This window comes from Halapricum sp. CBA1109, assembly GCF_009741825.1.
GTDB lineage: Archaea > Halobacteriota > Halobacteria > Halobacteriales > Haloarculaceae > Halapricum.
The window spans coordinates 1-14,731 of the sequence record NZ_WPCA01000069.1; the positions used below are offsets into that span (position 1 = coordinate 1).

Sequence of the window (14,731 nt, forward strand, 5' to 3'; positions counted from 1 at the left end):
CGTCCTGTCGCGGGACGTGCGCCATCCCGCGGCCGCTGCCGTGGGATTCGGCGGGCGTCCGCAGGCCGGCGTAGTCGTCGCTACCGTAGTCCTGCTTTCGGTTTGCCTGGGCGGCGAGCGCCGACCGCTGGACGAGGTCCGGCCGATAGGCCGTCTCGAAGACCTCCGGGAGGTCTAGCTCGTCCGCGGCGTCGCCGTCCAGATCGTGTACTGTTGCCTGCATAGGTTACCCCTGATTCGATTCGGTGGAGACGTAGCGCACCTCGGGATCGAGGCGCGGGCTGTCTGCGGGTCGGACGGCCGGTCGGAAGCGCACGAGGCGCTCGTTGGGACCGGGCACCGAACCCTTCACCAGCGCGTAGTCGCCCTCGACCTCGCCGTAGTTGACGAAGCCACCCTCGGGGGTGATGTCGTCGTCGCCGAGGTCGATCAGGCGCTTGTTGAGTTCCGTCCGCTGGTGGTAGCCGGTCTGGCCCTGCTGGGGGACCGTCGAGCGAACGCGGGAGGGGTTCCACGGACCGAGGTTACCGATCCGGCGTCGCCATCCCTGGCGGGCGTGTTTGCCCTTCCGCTTCTGGACGCCCCAGCGCTTGACGGGACCTTGCGTCCCTTTGCCCTTGGTGACGCCAGCCACGTCGGCGTACTCGCCGGCGCGGAACACGTCGGTCATACTGTGCTCGCCGCCGTCCTCGACGAGGTCGAGCCCGTGCTCGACCCGGTCGGCCAGCGAGCCGCCACCGACGCGTGTCTCCATAACGTCGGGTTTGCTCTTCGGGACGCTAGAGAGCTCGCTCGGGACGGTGTGGGTGATGACCCGCACGTCGCCGAGGTCGCCGTTCTGTAGTGCGTCCTCGATCTGTTCCTCTGCGCCGTCGGAGCCGCCCTCCGGGACGTCCAGGGCACGGTCGAGTTCCGGGTGGAACTCGTCGGCCCAGACCTCCGTCAGCGGGCGAAGTCCGTACGGTGTGTCTTCGTAGGCTCGAAGCGCCACAGCCCGCATCGGCGGGGTCTCGACGACGGTTACCGGCACCGTCGTCTCCATCCCCTCGCGGGCGGAGTTGGGCTGGTCGTTGATGAGAACGACGTGTGTCATACCGGCCTTGTAGCCAGCGAAGCCCTGCACTCCCGGCTGGCCGTCGTCGGACGGCCAGCTATTGAAGCGCGGCGTCTCGGAGACGGCGCGCTTCCGGGGGCTGAAGCCCATCGAACCTTTTCGTGGTCTGCTTGGTTGTGGCATCGGATTCTCACTCCGTGAGTGTGAGGCAGGCGAGGGTCGCGACCATCGCTTCCTCGGTCTGGACGACCTCGCTGCCTTGATCCGGGATCGTGTTCAGCCAGAGGTCGAATCGGGTGTCCGATTCGGATCCGGTGACCGCTTCGTCGATGTCGGTGGGGCCGACCGATTCGGCGTCCACACCGAGGATGGCTGGTAAGCCGCGGGCCGGCGAGCCGAAGACGACTGTCAGGTCGCCCCCGTCGCCGGCACCGATCCCCTCGACCAGCTGGCCGAGACGGTCGGTGGTCAGTTCGACCCCGTGGCGTGACGCCGCGATTCGCACGCCGGCGTCGGCACGCGAGAGCGCTGCGTCGAGGTCCGCACGGTCGACGTCGTACCCCGGGAGGGGGTCGTCGACGATCTTCGCGCGGACCGGTTCTCTCGAATAGATCCTGACGGCAACGCGCTCCCCCTCGCCGGCCTCCATTCCGGAGGGAACGGCCAGAGAGATCGGGTGTTGCATTCCGCAATTGACCCGGACGCGCCCATCAGATCCGACCTCGGTCACGAGTCCCTGTCTCAACGACCCCGAATCGTTCGATCCGGAGCCGGTCCGTGGTGTCACGCGGAGCGGCGGCAGGACGCCCACGTACTCCAGTTCGTCCCGCTTATCCCACACCTCCTTTCGGAGGTAGGGGGGTGTCGCGGCGTACCGTAAGACGGTTTCGACGAACCCGCCGTCCAACTTCCCCTCGCCCGCTGGGTCAGGGATGATCGTCAACCGATCCGCCCGGAACACCGTGGCCGCGCGGGCCACGTAACCGAGTTTGCGAGTCGCCTCGCGTTTGTCCTCGGCTTCCCGGGTGAGGGACGACGGCACGAGCACGCTGGTCGTCATGCCGTGACGCTTCCACGCCACGCCACTAGACTGTAGCGATACATCTTCAGCCCATAGTTAAAACAATAGCGGATCGGCACCGGCCTGCGACGGCATCTCACGGGAGAGACGCGTTCACACGCCGGTTCGCTGTGTGGCCCGTTGTCGTGGGCCTTGCCGGAACCGGAAACGCGGCCGTCTGGATCGCACTCTCCACGTAGCCGCGCCGAGACGCCCGTATTCGCCACCCGGCGGTCGATTCGGAAGCCTTTTATTCTTCTCCCTGCTTCGGTTGAGATGCGAAGCGCGTCGCAGCAGGCGGGGCGCAAACGAAGTGAGCGCTGGTGGTGTAGTGGTATCACAGGACCCTGCCACGGTCCTAACCCGAGTTCAAATCTCGGCCAGCGCACTCCCACTTTTTACTCGTCGGGTTTCCTCGCGAGCCTTCGGCTCGCTGCGAGAACCTCTCTCTGCTCACGGCGGCGAAGCGCCGTTCGCACGGCCAGCGGGACCTCCGGTCCCGCTCGGCTCGTAAAAACTTGGTCCTCGCGAGCGAAGCGAGTGAGGGCTCGATAGACGAGCGAAGCGAGTCTATCGGTGGGAAAAAGGCGCTCCCTCGCGCCTGCGGCGCTCGGTCGCGTGACTCGTTGCTGGTGTCACCGCAGACCACTACCGCCCGCCGACCGCTACCGCCCGCCGACCGCTACCGCCAACCGCGCCGCTACTCCTCGGGCACTTTTGCGACGGTCGTAATCGCCCGGGGACTCCCCGGTCTGGCCTGTTGGATGTGGTGTTCGAACTCCTCGAAGCCGGCCTCGCGGAACATCCGGTCGGCCTCCGCCTCGTCGTAGAACAGCATGATGGCGTCGGCCATCCGCTGGAAGACGCCGTTTTTCGGGTAGTCGGGGCCAACGATGAGGACCTTGCTGCCGGGTTTGGCGACGCGGCGACACTCCTCGATGGCGTCGACGGGGTTGGGCCAGTACTCGATAGAGCCCGACGACCAGACGGCGTCGAAGGTGTCGTCTTTGAACGGGAGGCGTTCTGCGTCCCCGCGGTGGAACTTCACCGCGCCGTCCGTCCCGAACTTCGCGAAGGCCTTCTCTAGCTGGTGGGCGCTCTGGTCGAGGCCGTACACCGTCTCGACCTCGTTGAGCAGCCCCTCGGTGGCGAAGCCGGTGCCACAGCCGATGTCGAGCACGCGGTCCTCAGGCGAGAGGTCCAACCAGCCGATGGCCTCGTCGCGCATCTGCTCGTTCCAGATGAAGGGGTTGATCTGGTCGTACACCTGCGAGAGGTACTTGTAGAACAGCCGTGCCCGGCCTTTGTCTTCGAGGATGCCCATTGGCGTCGTGTTCGGGTTTCACCGGCTTAACCTTCCGCATTTTCCACCCCGTCGCCGCCACAACACTTCGCAACTACCAAATAGCCGCTTTCGCTAGGACCGAACGACTGGACAATGCCACGTGAACAGGTTCTTCGGGACATCAAATCGGCCGAGGAGGAGGCCGAGGAGATCGTCGCCGAAGCCGAGGACGATCACGAACAGCGCCTCGAGGCGGCCCGCGAGGAGGCCGAGGAGATACGCGAGGAGGCCCGACAGAAGGCCGACCAGTGGGCCGAGACGCGACTGGAGGAGGCGCGCGCCGAGATCGAAGACGAGCGCGACCGGATCGTCGAGGAGGGTGAACAGGAGTGTGAACAGCTCCGGGCGACAGCCGGCGAGAACACGGACTCGGTCGTCGAAGACGTGATCGAGATGTTCAAGGAGGAGGTGCATGCTCAGACCTGAGCGGATGAGCCGCGTCTCGGTGACCGGCTCCAAACAGGTACTCGAAGCCACCGTCGAGGTGCTGTACGACCTCGACCTCGTCCACCTCAGCGAGTACGAGAACACAATAGAGGGGTTCAGCCCCGGCGAGTCGATGGCCGGGGCCGACGACGTATCGGACAAACTCGTCACCGTGCGGGCCCTAGAGAGCATCCTCGATGTCACCGAGGACGACGCCGAGGAGGGGACCGTCCTCGCCGACGACCGACTTGAGGCGGAACTCGCCGAGGTCCGCGAGGAGGTCAACGACCTCGACGACCGACAGGACGAACTGTCGGACGAACTCCGCGCGGTCGAGGAAGAGATCGACCAGCTTTCGTTGTTCGTCGACCTCGGGATCGATCTGGACCTGCTCGGTGGCTACGACAGCCTCGAAGTCGCCGTCGGCGAGGGCGACACCGAGACCGTCGAGGCGACGCTGGCCGAGGAGGACATCGACACCTACGACGTGTTCAGCGGCGAGCGAGCGGTCGCCGTCTTCGCGGCCGTCGAGGACCGCGGTGTCCTCGAGGACGCGCTCGTCGGCGCGTCGTTCACCGCGGTCCCGGTCCCCGACAGCACCGGCGACCCTGAGTCCTACCTCGCGGACCGCCGCGAGCGCAAGGCCGAACTGGAGGCCGAACTGGAGGCCGTCGAGGACGACCTCGAGGCGCTACGGGAGGACGTCGGCGGCTTCCTCCTGGCCGCCGAGGAGCAACTGACCATCGAGGCCGAAAAGCGGGAGGCGCCCATCGCCTTCGCGACGACGGCGAACGCCTTCGTCGCCGAAGGGTGGATGCCGACCGAGCAGGTCTCGACGCTCGAATCGGCTCTCGAGTCGGCCGTGGGCGACCGCGTCGACGTCGAGGAACTCGAACGGGCCGACTACGACGACGACGGCGCGGTCCACGACCACGGGCCCGTCGAGAACGACGACCACGAGACCGGGTCCGTCACCGAGGCTGACGACGAGGACGAGGCGGAGTCCGAACCGCCGAAGGCCGCCGCCGACGGCGGCTACGTCACGCTGGCCGACGACAGCCCGCCGGTCGTCCAGGACAACCCCGACGGGACGGTCAAACCGTTCGAGTCGCTGGTGCAGGTCATCAACCGGCCGAAGTACACCGAACTCGACCCGACGGTGATCCTGTTCCTGACGTTCCCGGCCTTCTTCGGCTTCATGATCGGGGACCTCGGGTACGGCCTGCTGTACATGGCCACGGGCTACTACCTGCTCCGTGCCTTCGACAGCGACGTGATGAAGAGCTTCGGCGGCATCGCGCTGTGGTCCGGCGGCTTCACGGCGCTGTTCGGCATCCTCTACGGGGAGTTCTTCGGGCTCCACCAGCTCGGTGAGATCCTCTGGAACGGCCACCCGCCGATCCACAAGGGGCTCCAGCCCCACTTCGCCTACTACGCTCAGGCGTGGCTCCTGCTGAGCGTCGTCCTCGGCGTGGTCCATCTGGTGATCGGTCGGGTCTTTGACTTCGCAAACAACCTCGACCACGGCCTGAAAGACGCCGTCTTCGAGAGCGGGTCGTGGATCCTGCTGACCGTCGGGCTGTGGACGTGGGTGTTCAGCACCCACGCTGCCGGGCCGAAGCCGGACTTCATGTTCACCGTCTTCGACAGTGGCGAGAAGACCGCGCTGGCGCTGGGCTTCTCGGGGCTCCCAGAGGTCGTCGGTCTGGCAGGTCTCGCCGTCGCCGGCGTCGGGTTCGTGATGGCGCTGGTCGCCGAGGGCGGAATCGTCCTCATCGAGTCCATCACCGAGGCGTTCGGGCACGTCGTCTCCTACACCCGAATCGCGGCGGTCCTGCTGGCGAAGGCCGGGATGGCGCTTGCGGTCAACCTGCTGGTGTTCGGTGCGACGCTACACGACGGCGAGTTCCACCTCATCTGGTTCGCCGACTCCTACGCGGAGGCCGACGTGGTCTTCGGCGGCCTGCTCAACCTCGAAGGGCCGGTCGGACTGATCCTCGGGGTGCTCGTCGGCATCGTCATCCTCGTGTTGGGCCACCTGCTCGTGCTGGTGTTGGGTATCTCCAGCGCCGGCCTGCAGGCGGTCCGCCTGGAGTACGTCGAGTTCTTCGGGAAGTTCTACGAGGGTGGCGGGACGCCGTACTCGCCACTGGGCCGCGAGCGGACCTACACGACCGACGAGTAGGAGCCGCCCCAGCGACACCGGCCCCGGACTTCCGGCAACACTCGCAGGGAACACCGCGTGAACAGTTCACGAACGGGGTCGATAAGCTGTACCAATCCCATCCGTCAGACGCCGTATTCGGGCGGGAGAGCGGGTTGACGAACTGTTTTGGGAAGCTTTATGGGGGCGCTGTTGTGAGTAGGGAGTGTTCGGATACGACTTACAAGCAACCGCGGACCACACAACCACTATGATCGATCCAACCACTCTGTTCGCCGTTGTACTGCAAAACAACTCAACCGCTCCTGTCGTCACGAGCGACCCGGCGATGCCGGCTGCCGCCGCCGCGGCCCTGACGGTCGGTCTCGCAGCGCTCGGTGCGGGCTACGCCGAGCGAGGTATCGGCGCGGCCGCTGTCGGTGCCGTCGCCGAAGACGACGATATGTTCGGTCGCGGGCTGATCCTCACAGTGCTCCCCGAGACGCAGGTCATCCTCGCGCTGGTCGTCGTGTTCCTCGTCGCACTGTAAACGCCCCCTTCCTTACACACTCATGAGTTTAGACAGCGTAACAGACGACATCAGAGAGCAAGCCCGCGCACGTGCAGAGGAGATTAGAGACGAGGCCGAAGCCGAGGCCGAGGAGATCATCGCCGAGGCCGAAGCCGACGCCGAGTCGATTCGCTCCGAGCGCCAGGACGAGGTCGAGCGACAGATCGACCAGGAGCGCGACCAGAAGCTCTCGAGCGCGAACCTCGAGGCCAAACAGAAGCGACTGGCGACTCGTCGGGAACTCCTCCAGCAGGTCCGGGCCGACGTCGAGGACGCGCTGACCGACCTCGACTCGGACACTCGCGAGGAACTGACCCGTGAGCTCCTCTCGGCGGCGGCGACCGAGTTCGAGGACGTCGATACCGCCGAGGTGTACGGTCGGGCAGGCGACGCCGACCTACTCGAATCGCTGGCCGGGGAGTTCGACGGCTTCGAGTATGGCGGCGAGATCGACTGCCTCGGCGGCGTCGTCGTCGAGAGCGACGCCTCCCGGGTCCGGGTCGACAACACGTTCGACTCCGTCCTGGAGGACGTCTGGGAGGACTCGCTGCGGGAGATCAGCGCGGACCTGTTCGACGAAGAACAATGAGTGCGCTGTACGGCGGCTCCGGCGAGGCGAGCAACTACGAGTACGTGATCGCGCGGGTCGCCTCCCGCCGGGCGGCGCTGTTCGACGCCGACGACTACCGGAAACTCGTCCGGATGGGAACCGGCGAGATAGCCCGATTTATGGAGGAGAGCGAGTACGAGGCGGAGATGAACGCGCTCGGGGCCCGCTACTCCGGCGTCGACCTCATCGAGTACGCCCTGAACCGCAACCTCGCCAAGCACTTCAACGACCTCCTGCGGTGGGCCGACGGACGGCTGTACGACTACATCGCCCGTTACCTCCGGAAGTTCGACGCTTGGAACGTCAAGACGGCGCTGCGGGGCATCTACTCCGACGCCGGCGCCGACGCCATCCAGTCGGACTACATCCGTGCGGGCGAGTTTGACGACGACCTGCTCGACCAGCTGTCGACGCTGGACACCGTCCCCGCCGCCGTCGAGTTGCTGGAGTCGACGATGTTCGGCGACGGCCTCGAAGCGGCCTTGGAGGACCACGAAGAGACGGGTCTGCTCGTCCCACTGGAGAACGCCGTCGACCGGGCGTTCTTCGAGGACATCGACGAGGGGCTCCCCTCCCGGGAGCGCGCCGGGCGGGCGACGGAGCTGTACCTCGATTTCATCACCACCGAGATCGACTTCCGGAACGTCCGCAACGCCCTGCGGCTGGCCCGCAGCGGCGCGGGGATGGACCCGGCGGCGTACTACATCGACGGTGGGACGCTGTTCAGCCCCGACGAGCTGAACCAGCTCGTGAACAACACCGACCAGTTGATCGAGCACATCCGTGAGAGCAGCTACGGCGAGGACCTCTCGGACGCGCTCGACGAACTGGCCGACGCCGACAGCCTGATCGACTTCGAGCACGCGCTGGACACGGCGCTGCTCGAGTTCGCCGACACGCTGGCCAACCGCTATCCGGTGTCGGTGCTCCCGGTGCTGTCGTACGTCCTCGCCAAGGAGCGGGAAGTCGACAACGTCCGGGCCGTGGCCCGCGGCCGCGAGGCCGGCCTCGACCCCGACGAGATAGAGACGGAACTGGTGATACAATGAGCAAGGAGATAGCCGTCGTCGGCAGCCCCGACTTCACTACGGGGTTCCGACTCGCCGGCGTCCGCAAGGCCGTCAGCGTCCCCGACGACGACAAAGACGACCAACTCGACGAGGAGGTCTCGACGCTGCTCGAAGACGACGACGTCGGCATCCTCGTGATGCACGACGACGACTTAGACCACCTCTCCCGGGATATCCGTCGGACCGTCGAACAGAGTGTCGACCCGGTGTTGGTCGCGCTGGGTGGCTCGGGCGGGTCCAGCGGGATGCGTGAACAGATCAAACGAGCTATCGGCATCGACCTCATGGAGGAAGACAACGAATGAGCAAGGCAACAGCAAGCGACGACGTCCGCGAGGACGGCGTCATCGAGAGCGTCAGTGGTCCCGTCGTGACGGCGACCGACCTGCAGGCCCGGATGAACGACGTCGTGTACGTCGGTACGGAAGGGCTGATGGGCGAAGTCATCGAGATCGAAGGCGACATCACGACGATACAGGTCTACGAGGAGACCTCCGGCGTCGCGCCGGGGGAACCGGTCGAGAGCACCGGGGCACCGCTGACGGTGGACCTCGGGCCGGGCATGATGGACTCCATCTACGACGGCGTCCAGCGCCCGCTCGACGTCCTCGAATCGAAGATGAACAGCGCGTACCTCGACCGCGGCGTCGACGCGCCCGGCATCGACCTCGAGAAGGAGTGGGAGTTCAACCCCGAGGTCGAGGCGGGCGATCAGGTCACCGCCGGCGACATCCTCGGCATCGTGCCCGAGACCGAGAGCATCGACCACAAGGTGATGGTCCCGCCCGATTCGGAGGGTGGCGAGGTCGTCGACGTCAAATCCGGCGAGTACACTGTCGACGATACCATCGTCGAACTCGACACGGGCGAGGAGATCAGGATGCGACAGGAGTGGCCGGTCCGTGAGGCCCGGCCCACCTCCGAGAAGGAGACGCCGACGGAGCCGCTCATCAGCGGCCAGCGCATCCTCGACGGCCTGTTCCCCATCGCCAAGGGCGGGACGGCCGCGATTCCGGGCCCGTTCGGCTCCGGGAAGACGGTCACCCAGCACCAACTCGCCAAGTGGGCCGACGCGGACATCGTCGTCTACGTCGGCTGTGGCGAGCGCGGCAACGAGATGACCGAAGTGATCGAGGACTTCCCGGAACTGGAAGACCCCCTGACGGGCAACCCCCTGATGGACCGGACGTGCCTCATCGCCAACACCTCGAACATGCCCGTCGCGGCCCGCGAGTCCTGTGTCTACACGGGGATCACCATCGCGGAGTACTTCCGTGACATGGGCTACGACGTGGCGCTGATGGCCGACTCCACCTCGCGGTGGGCCGAGGCGATGCGGGAGATCTCCTCGCGTCTGGAGGAGATGCCCGGCGAGGAGGGCTACCCCGCGTATCTGGCCGCGCGGCTCGCGCAGTTCTACGAGCGCGCCGGCTACTACCAGAACAAGAACGGCACCGAGGGTTCGGTCAGCGTCATCGGGGCCGTCTCCCCGCCCGGCGGGGACTTCTCGGAGCCGGTGACCCAGAACACGCTGCGTATCGTCAAGACGTTCTGGGCGCTGGACGCCGACCTCGCCGAACGCCGGCACTTCCCGGCGATCAACTGGAACGAGTCCTACTCGCTGTACCGCGATCAGCTCGACCCGTGGTTCGAGGAGAACGTCTCCGAGGACTGGGCCGAGCAGCGCCAGTGGGCCATCGACACCCTCGACGAGGAGGCCGAACTGCAGGAGATCGTCCAGCTCGTCGGGAAGGACGCCCTCCCCGACGACCAGCAGTTGACCTTAGAGGTCGCCCGCTACCTGCGGGAGGCGTGGCTCCAGCAGAACGCCTTCCACCCGACGGACACCTACTGTGAACCCGAGAAGACCTACGGGATCCTCGGGGCGATCAAGACGCTCAACGACGAGGCCTTCGACGCGCTGGACGCCGGCGTCCCGGTCGAAGAGATCACCGACATCGACAACGCGCCGCGGCTGAACCGCATCGGTGTCCAGGAGGACTACAACGAGTTTATCGAGGAACTCGAAGCGGACATCACCGAGGAGCTACGGGAGAAATACTAACGATGCAAAAAGAATACAGGACGATCACGGAGATCAGCGGCCCGCTGGTGTTCGCCGAGGTCGACGAGCCGGTCGGGTACGACGAGATCGTCGAGATCACGACCAGCGACGGCCAGACACGGCGCGGCCAGGTACTGGAGACGACGAGTGACCTTGTCGCCATCCAGGTGTTCGAGGGAACCAGCGGGATCGACCGGCAGGCGTCGGTCCAGTTCAAAGGCGAGACGCTGAAGATGGACCTCACCGAGGACCTCCTCGGGCGGGTTCTGGACGGCTCGGGCCAGCCTATCGACGGCGGCCCGGAGATCGAACCCGACGAGCGCCAGGACATCGTCGGCGCGGCGATCAACCCCTACTCCCGGGAGTACCCCGAGGAGTTCATCCAGACCGGCGTCAGCGCCATCGACGGGATGAACACGCTCGTCCGCGGGCAGAAGCTCCCCATCTTCTCGGCGTCGGGGCTGCCCCACAACGACCTCGCACTCCAGATCGCGCGTCAGGCGACGGTGCCCGAGGAGGACGAGGACGGCGACGGTTCGGAGTTCGCCGTCATCTTCGGCGCGATGGGGATCACCGCCGAGGAGGCCAACGAGTTCATGGACGACTTCGAGCGCACCGGTGCGCTGGAACGCAGCGTCGTCTTCATGAACCTCGCGGACGACCCCGCCGTCGAGCGGACGGTCACCCCGCGGATGGCCCTGACCACCGCCGAGTACCTCGCCTTCGAGAAGGACTACCACGTGCTGGTCATCCTCACGGACATGACCAACTACTGCGAGGCGCTGCGCGAGATCGGGGCCGCCCGCGAGGAGGTCCCTGGTCGGCGTGGCTACCCCGGGTATATGTACACCGACCTCGCCCAGCTGTACGAGCGGGCCGGTCGGATCCAGGGCCGTGACGGCTCGGTGACCCAGATCCCGATCCTCACGATGCCGGGCGACGACGACACCCACCCGATCCCGGACCTGACGGGGTACATCACCGAGGGCCAGATCTACATCGACCGCGACCTCAACAGTCAGGGCGTCCAGCCGCCGGTCGACGTCCTGCCCAGCCTCTCGCGGCTGATGGACGACGGTATCGGCGAGGGGCTGACCCGCGGCGACCACGCCGACGTGAAAGACCAGCTGTTCGCCGCCTACGCCGAGGGTGAAGACCTGCGGGACCTGGTCAACATCGTCGGCCGCGAGGCCCTCTCGGAACGTGACAACAAGTACCTCGATCTGGCCGACCGATTCGAGGAGGAGTTCGTCCAGCAGGGATACGAGACCGAACGCGACATCGACGAGACCATCGAGATCGGCTGGGACCTGCTGAGCACGCTCCCCAAGGAGGAACTCAACCGCGTCGACGAGGAGTTCATCGAGGAGCACTACCGCGAGGACGGTCCCGAAATCCTCGAAGCGTCAGCCGACGCCTGATCGCCCGACTCCGACCCGTTTCGACTCCCCGAGCCGTTCTTTACTGTCGACCAGTTCAACTCCAGTTGCACAACCCAAAACAGTTTGGCACACTGTACATCAGGTTGTACGTTGTAGGTGTGGGTGTACCATGGCGCAAGGGAGTGAATCGATATGGTTGTGGATCGGCACCGCTGGAATGTTCCTCGGGATGCTGTACTTCATCATCCGGGGACAGAGCGCGAAAACCAGCCGGCAGAAGAAATTCTACATCGTCACGACGTTCATCGCCGCGATAGCGTTCGCGAACTATCTGGCGATGGCGACTGGATTCGGTGTAATCGACCTCACGATGTTCGATAACGCCGCCGAGCTGGAGGCGGTGTACTGGCCGCGATACACCGACTGGATCCTGACGACCCCGCTGTTGCTGTACGACCTCGCGTTGCTGGCGGGCGCTGATCGGGAGACCATCGCAACGCTGGTCGGTCTGGACGTGATGATGATCCTGACCGGACTGGTCGCGACGCTGACGACCGCGCCGCTGCAGTTCAACGGCAACGAAGTCATGGGCGTCACCGGCCACCGCATCGTCTGGTGGGGAGTCAGTACCGGCTTCTTCCTGGTGCTGATCTTCTACCTGTTCCGTGGCCTCTCGGAGAAGGCCGCGCAGCTATCGGGTGACACCAAAAGCACGTTCAACACCCTCCGGTACATGATCGTCGGACTGTGGTTCGTCTACCCGGTCTGGTGGATCGTCGGTACCGAGGGCATCGGTGCGGTGGGGCTCAACATCGAGACTGCCGGCTACATGGTGCTCGACCTGACCGCGAAGGTCGGGTTCGGTATCGTGTTGCTCCGCAGCCACAGTGTCCTCGACGACTCGGCGGCGGCGTCGGGCGACGCCGCGGCGGCCGACTGATCCCGCCGGGCGACTGACCCCGCCACCGCTTGGGTGGCGGTCGGTCCCGGTGCGGTAGGGGACACAATCCCAACGTTCGTATCGCCCGCCAACTATTCCGTTTCCGTACACTAATGCCCCCGTTCACATACGCACAGTTTCACGCCCTGTTTCTGGTTCCGCCGTTGTTCGTCCTCTCGGCGGCGACGCTGTGGGGGCGTCGACGCAGCGTCATCAGCCCGCTCGCCGTCGGTATCATCACTGTCGTCGCCCTCGTCTACACGACGCCGTGGGACAACTACCTCATCATCCGCGGGGTGTGGGGGTACGGCGAGGGGGCCGTGACCGCTGTCATCTGGGAGGCCCCGATAGAGGAGTACGCGTTCATCCTTCTGCAACCGCTGCTCGGCGCGATGTGGCTGCATCTGTACTCGCTGACGGTCGAACGACCGCCGGACGACCTCGTCGTCACGTGGCGCGACCGGGCGCTCGGTGCCTTGGCGGCCCTGCCGGTACTCGTCGTCGGCCTCGCGATGCTGACCGTCGACGCCACGTTCTATATGGGTGCGATCCTCGCGTGGGGCGCACCGGTACTGGCCCTCCAGTGGGCCGTCGGCTGGAAACACCTCCTCGCGCGCGCCCGTCTCGTCGCTGTCGGCGTCGTCGTCCCGACGCTGTACCTCTCTGTGGCCGACCGAATCGCCATCGAGAACGGCATCTGGTTTCTCTCAGACCGGTACACGACCGGCCTCACCGTCGCCGGCCTCCCCATCGAGGAGGGAGCGTTCTTCTTCATCACTACGCTGTTCGTCGTGCAGGGACTGGTCCTCTACCCGTGGGTGATCGAGCGATGGCGGTGAGTGTGGGACGGCCGACGGCGACGGTCCGACGGCGGCTCTCGGCGGTGACCGACCGCCCGGTGTGGGCCGTCCTCGCCGCCGCGGCCCTCGCCCACCTCGCCGGCCTGTCGCTGCCCGTCGAGGCTCGCTACGGCCTGCTGTTGGCGACGCTGGTCGTCCTCGGCCTCCCCCACGGCGCGCTGGACCACCTGACGCCGCCGCGGGCCAACGGCGACGTACCCACCCTCCGGTGGATCACCGGCTTCTCCGCCGTCTACCTCGTTGTCGCCATCGCCTATGGTCTCGCGTGGTTTCTCGCCCCGACGGCCTCGTTTCTGTTCTTTCTCCTCCTGACGTGGTTCCACTGGGGACAGGGCGACCGGGCGCATCTCGCCGTCGTGGCCGACGCCGACCACGTCTCGGGGTGGGTCGGCCGCCTCACCGTCGCCGTCCGGGGCGGCCTCCCGATGCTCGTCCCCGTTGCTCGCCTTCCCCGAGCGCTACCGCTCGGTGCTCGTGACGGCCGTCGAACTGTTCGACCCCGACGGCGCTGGCTGGGTCGCGCCGCTGTTCCGGGCCGACGTTCGCCTCGCTCTCGGCGTCGGTTTCGCCGCGCTGACGCTCGGCACTCTGTATGCGGGCTACCGCGTCGCCGGCGCGACCGACGCGTGGCGGACCGACGCGGCCGAGACGGGCCTGCTGTGGGCGTTCTTCCTCGCGGTCCCGCCCGTGCTGGCCATCGGGCTCTACTTCGCGCTGTGGCACTCGCTGCGACACCTCGTCCGACTGCTCGCGCTGGACAGCGCGGCCGCCGACGCCCTCGAATCGGGTTCTGACGGTCGCGCAGTCCGGCGACTCGTCCGCGACGCGACGCCGATGACCGTCGGCGCGTTGCTGTTGTTCGGCGGACTGGCCGTCGCCGTCCCGCAGACGCCGGGGTCGGTCGCCGAAGTCGGCGGCCTGTATCTGGTGTTGCTCGCGGTCGTGACGCTGCCACACGTCGGTGTCGTCTCGTGGCTCGACAGAAAGCAGGGTCTCTAACGGTCGGCGTGCCACTCGGCGAAGCGGGCGAGCGCCCGACCGCGGTGGGAGACGGCGTTTTTCTCCTCGGTCGATAGCTCCGCGAAGGTGCGGCCGTCGTGCTCGAAGATGGGGTCGAAGCCGAACCCGCCGTCGCCGCGGGGAGCGACTATCTCGCCGGGGACCATCCCCTCGAAGAACTTCACCGGGACGCCGTCGGCGTCGAC

Annotated in this window: 15 protein-coding genes, 1 tRNA gene and 2 pseudogenes; 13 read left to right on the forward strand and 5 right to left on the reverse strand. The window is 66.3% G+C overall.

Features of this window, described 5'->3' with window-relative positions:
- The 3 genes and pseudogenes from rpl4lp to GJ629_RS09030 form a co-directional block, all read right to left on the reverse strand.
- Nucleotides 1-223: pseudogene (gene rpl4lp / locus GJ629_RS09020) on the reverse strand (50S ribosomal protein L4); the annotation flags it as partial.
- A gap of 3 nt (nucleotides 224-226) precedes the next feature.
- Nucleotides 227-1,237: a 50S ribosomal protein L3 gene (locus tag GJ629_RS09025; RefSeq protein ID WP_157512679.1), complete on the reverse strand. Its 1,011-nt coding sequence runs from the start codon at nucleotides 1,235-1,237 to the stop codon at nucleotides 227-229.
- Nucleotides 1,238-1,244: 7 nt separating this feature from the next.
- Nucleotides 1,245-2,114: a putative RNA uridine N3 methyltransferase gene (locus GJ629_RS09030; protein WP_157512680.1), complete on the reverse strand. Its 870-nt coding sequence runs from the start codon at nucleotides 2,112-2,114 to the stop codon at nucleotides 1,245-1,247.
- Between the two features lie 317 nt (nucleotides 2,115-2,431).
- Between GJ629_RS09030 and GJ629_RS09035 the strand changes: the two genes are divergently transcribed.
- Nucleotides 2,432-2,502, forward strand: a tRNA-Gly gene (locus GJ629_RS09035).
- 312 nt (nucleotides 2,503-2,814) lie between these two features.
- Here GJ629_RS09035 and GJ629_RS09040 read toward each other — a convergent pair.
- The gene (locus GJ629_RS09040) at nucleotides 2,815-3,438 is read right to left on the reverse strand and encodes a methyltransferase domain-containing protein (RefSeq protein ID WP_157512681.1); all 624 of its coding nucleotides are present in this window, start codon (nucleotides 3,436-3,438) and stop codon (nucleotides 2,815-2,817) included.
- 114 nt (nucleotides 3,439-3,552) lie between these two features.
- On the opposite strand from GJ629_RS09040, the gene ahaH reads away from it, so the two are divergent.
- The 12 genes and pseudogenes from ahaH to GJ629_RS17590 all read left to right on the forward strand — a co-directional run bounded on the left by ahaH (nucleotide 3,553) and on the right by GJ629_RS17590 (nucleotide 14,525).
- Nucleotides 3,553-3,885, forward strand: coding sequence for an ATP synthase archaeal subunit H (ahaH, locus tag GJ629_RS09045; protein ID WP_157512682.1), 333 nt, complete (start codon nucleotides 3,553-3,555; stop codon nucleotides 3,883-3,885).
- Nucleotides 3,872-6,070, forward strand: a complete 2,199-nt coding sequence (locus tag GJ629_RS09050; RefSeq protein ID WP_157512683.1) for a V-type ATP synthase subunit I — start codon at nucleotides 3,872-3,874, stop codon at nucleotides 6,068-6,070. Before ahaH ends, GJ629_RS09050 begins: the two co-directional genes overlap by 14 nt.
- Nucleotides 6,071-6,377: 307 nt before the next feature.
- Nucleotides 6,378-6,578 carry a F0F1 ATP synthase subunit C gene (locus tag GJ629_RS09055; RefSeq protein ID WP_231754568.1) on the forward strand — a complete coding sequence of 67 codons (201 nt, stop codon included), beginning with the start codon at nucleotides 6,378-6,380 and terminating at the stop codon, nucleotides 6,576-6,578.
- Between the two features lie 22 nt (nucleotides 6,579-6,600).
- A complete protein-coding gene (locus GJ629_RS09060) occupies nucleotides 6,601-7,188 on the forward strand; it encodes a V-type ATP synthase subunit E (protein WP_157512685.1) in 588 nt (195 codons plus the stop codon).
- Nucleotides 7,185-8,258: a V-type ATP synthase subunit C gene (locus GJ629_RS09065; RefSeq protein ID WP_157512686.1), complete on the forward strand. Its 1,074-nt coding sequence runs from the start codon at nucleotides 7,185-7,187 to the stop codon at nucleotides 8,256-8,258. Before GJ629_RS09060 ends, GJ629_RS09065 begins: the two co-directional genes overlap by 4 nt.
- Complete coding sequence (locus tag GJ629_RS09070; RefSeq protein WP_157512687.1) at nucleotides 8,255-8,584, forward strand: V-type ATP synthase subunit F; 330 nt, start codon at nucleotides 8,255-8,257, stop codon at nucleotides 8,582-8,584. Before GJ629_RS09065 ends, GJ629_RS09070 begins: the two co-directional genes overlap by 4 nt.
- Nucleotides 8,581-10,344: an ATP synthase subunit A gene (locus GJ629_RS09075; RefSeq protein ID WP_157512688.1), complete on the forward strand. Its 1,764-nt coding sequence runs from the start codon at nucleotides 8,581-8,583 to the stop codon at nucleotides 10,342-10,344. The genes GJ629_RS09070 and GJ629_RS09075 overlap by 4 nt, the downstream gene beginning before the upstream one ends.
- Before the next feature lie 2 nt (nucleotides 10,345-10,346).
- On the forward strand, nucleotides 10,347-11,765 hold the full coding sequence (locus GJ629_RS09080) for a V-type ATP synthase subunit B (RefSeq protein WP_157512689.1): 1,419 nt from the start codon (nucleotides 10,347-10,349) through the stop codon (nucleotides 11,763-11,765).
- Nucleotides 11,766-11,895: 130 nt separating this feature from the next.
- On the forward strand, nucleotides 11,896-12,666 hold the full coding sequence (locus tag GJ629_RS09085) for a bacteriorhodopsin (RefSeq protein ID WP_157512690.1): 771 nt from the start codon (nucleotides 11,896-11,898) through the stop codon (nucleotides 12,664-12,666).
- A 113-nt stretch (nucleotides 12,667-12,779) separates the two neighbouring features.
- Complete coding sequence (locus tag GJ629_RS09090; RefSeq protein WP_157512691.1) at nucleotides 12,780-13,505, forward strand: lycopene cyclase domain-containing protein; 726 nt, start codon at nucleotides 12,780-12,782, stop codon at nucleotides 13,503-13,505.
- Nucleotides 13,496-13,897: pseudogene (locus GJ629_RS17585) on the forward strand (Brp/Blh family beta-carotene 15,15'-dioxygenase); the annotation flags it as partial. The gene GJ629_RS09090 and the pseudogene GJ629_RS17585, both read left to right, overlap by 10 nt.
- Before the next feature lie 67 nt (nucleotides 13,898-13,964).
- Nucleotides 13,965-14,525, forward strand: a complete 561-nt coding sequence (locus GJ629_RS17590; RefSeq protein WP_255475224.1) for a Brp/Blh family beta-carotene 15,15'-dioxygenase — start codon at nucleotides 13,965-13,967, stop codon at nucleotides 14,523-14,525.
- Here the strand turns inward: GJ629_RS17590 and GJ629_RS09100 are convergent.
- Nucleotides 14,522-14,731: non-canonical purine NTP pyrophosphatase (locus tag GJ629_RS09100; protein WP_197428522.1), on the reverse strand; the 210-nt coding region annotated here is incomplete at its 5' end. The genes GJ629_RS17590 and GJ629_RS09100 overlap by 4 nt on opposite strands.

Coding starts and splice junctions, on each gene's coding strand:
- GJ629_RS09090 (WP_157512691.1), top strand. CDS start 12,780: ATGCCCCCGTTCACATACGCACAGTTTCACGCCCTGTTTCTGGTTCCG.
- GJ629_RS09070 (WP_157512687.1), top strand. CDS start 8,255: ATGAGCAAGGAGATAGCCGTCGTCGGCAGCCCCGACTTCACTACGGGG.
- GJ629_RS09055 (WP_231754568.1), top strand. CDS start 6,378: ATGCCGGCTGCCGCCGCCGCGGCCCTGACGGTCGGTCTCGCAGCGCTC.
- GJ629_RS09080 (WP_157512689.1), top strand. CDS start 10,347: ATGCAAAAAGAATACAGGACGATCACGGAGATCAGCGGCCCGCTGGTG.
- GJ629_RS09050 (WP_157512683.1), top strand. CDS start 3,872: ATGCTCAGACCTGAGCGGATGAGCCGCGTCTCGGTGACCGGCTCCAAA.
- GJ629_RS09025 (WP_157512679.1), bottom strand. CDS start 1,237: ATGCCACAACCAAGCAGACCACGAAAAGGTTCGATGGGCTTCAGCCCC.
- GJ629_RS09075 (WP_157512688.1), top strand. CDS start 8,581: ATGAGCAAGGCAACAGCAAGCGACGACGTCCGCGAGGACGGCGTCATC.
- GJ629_RS09040 (WP_157512681.1), bottom strand. CDS start 3,438: ATGGGCATCCTCGAAGACAAAGGCCGGGCACGGCTGTTCTACAAGTAC.
- GJ629_RS09060 (WP_157512685.1), top strand. CDS start 6,601: ATGAGTTTAGACAGCGTAACAGACGACATCAGAGAGCAAGCCCGCGCA.
- GJ629_RS09030 (WP_157512680.1), bottom strand. CDS start 2,114: ATGACGACCAGCGTGCTCGTGCCGTCGTCCCTCACCCGGGAAGCCGAG.
- GJ629_RS09085 (WP_157512690.1), top strand. CDS start 11,896: ATGGCGCAAGGGAGTGAATCGATATGGTTGTGGATCGGCACCGCTGGA.
- GJ629_RS09065 (WP_157512686.1), top strand. CDS start 7,185: ATGAGTGCGCTGTACGGCGGCTCCGGCGAGGCGAGCAACTACGAGTAC.
- ahaH (WP_157512682.1), top strand. CDS start 3,553: ATGCCACGTGAACAGGTTCTTCGGGACATCAAATCGGCCGAGGAGGAG.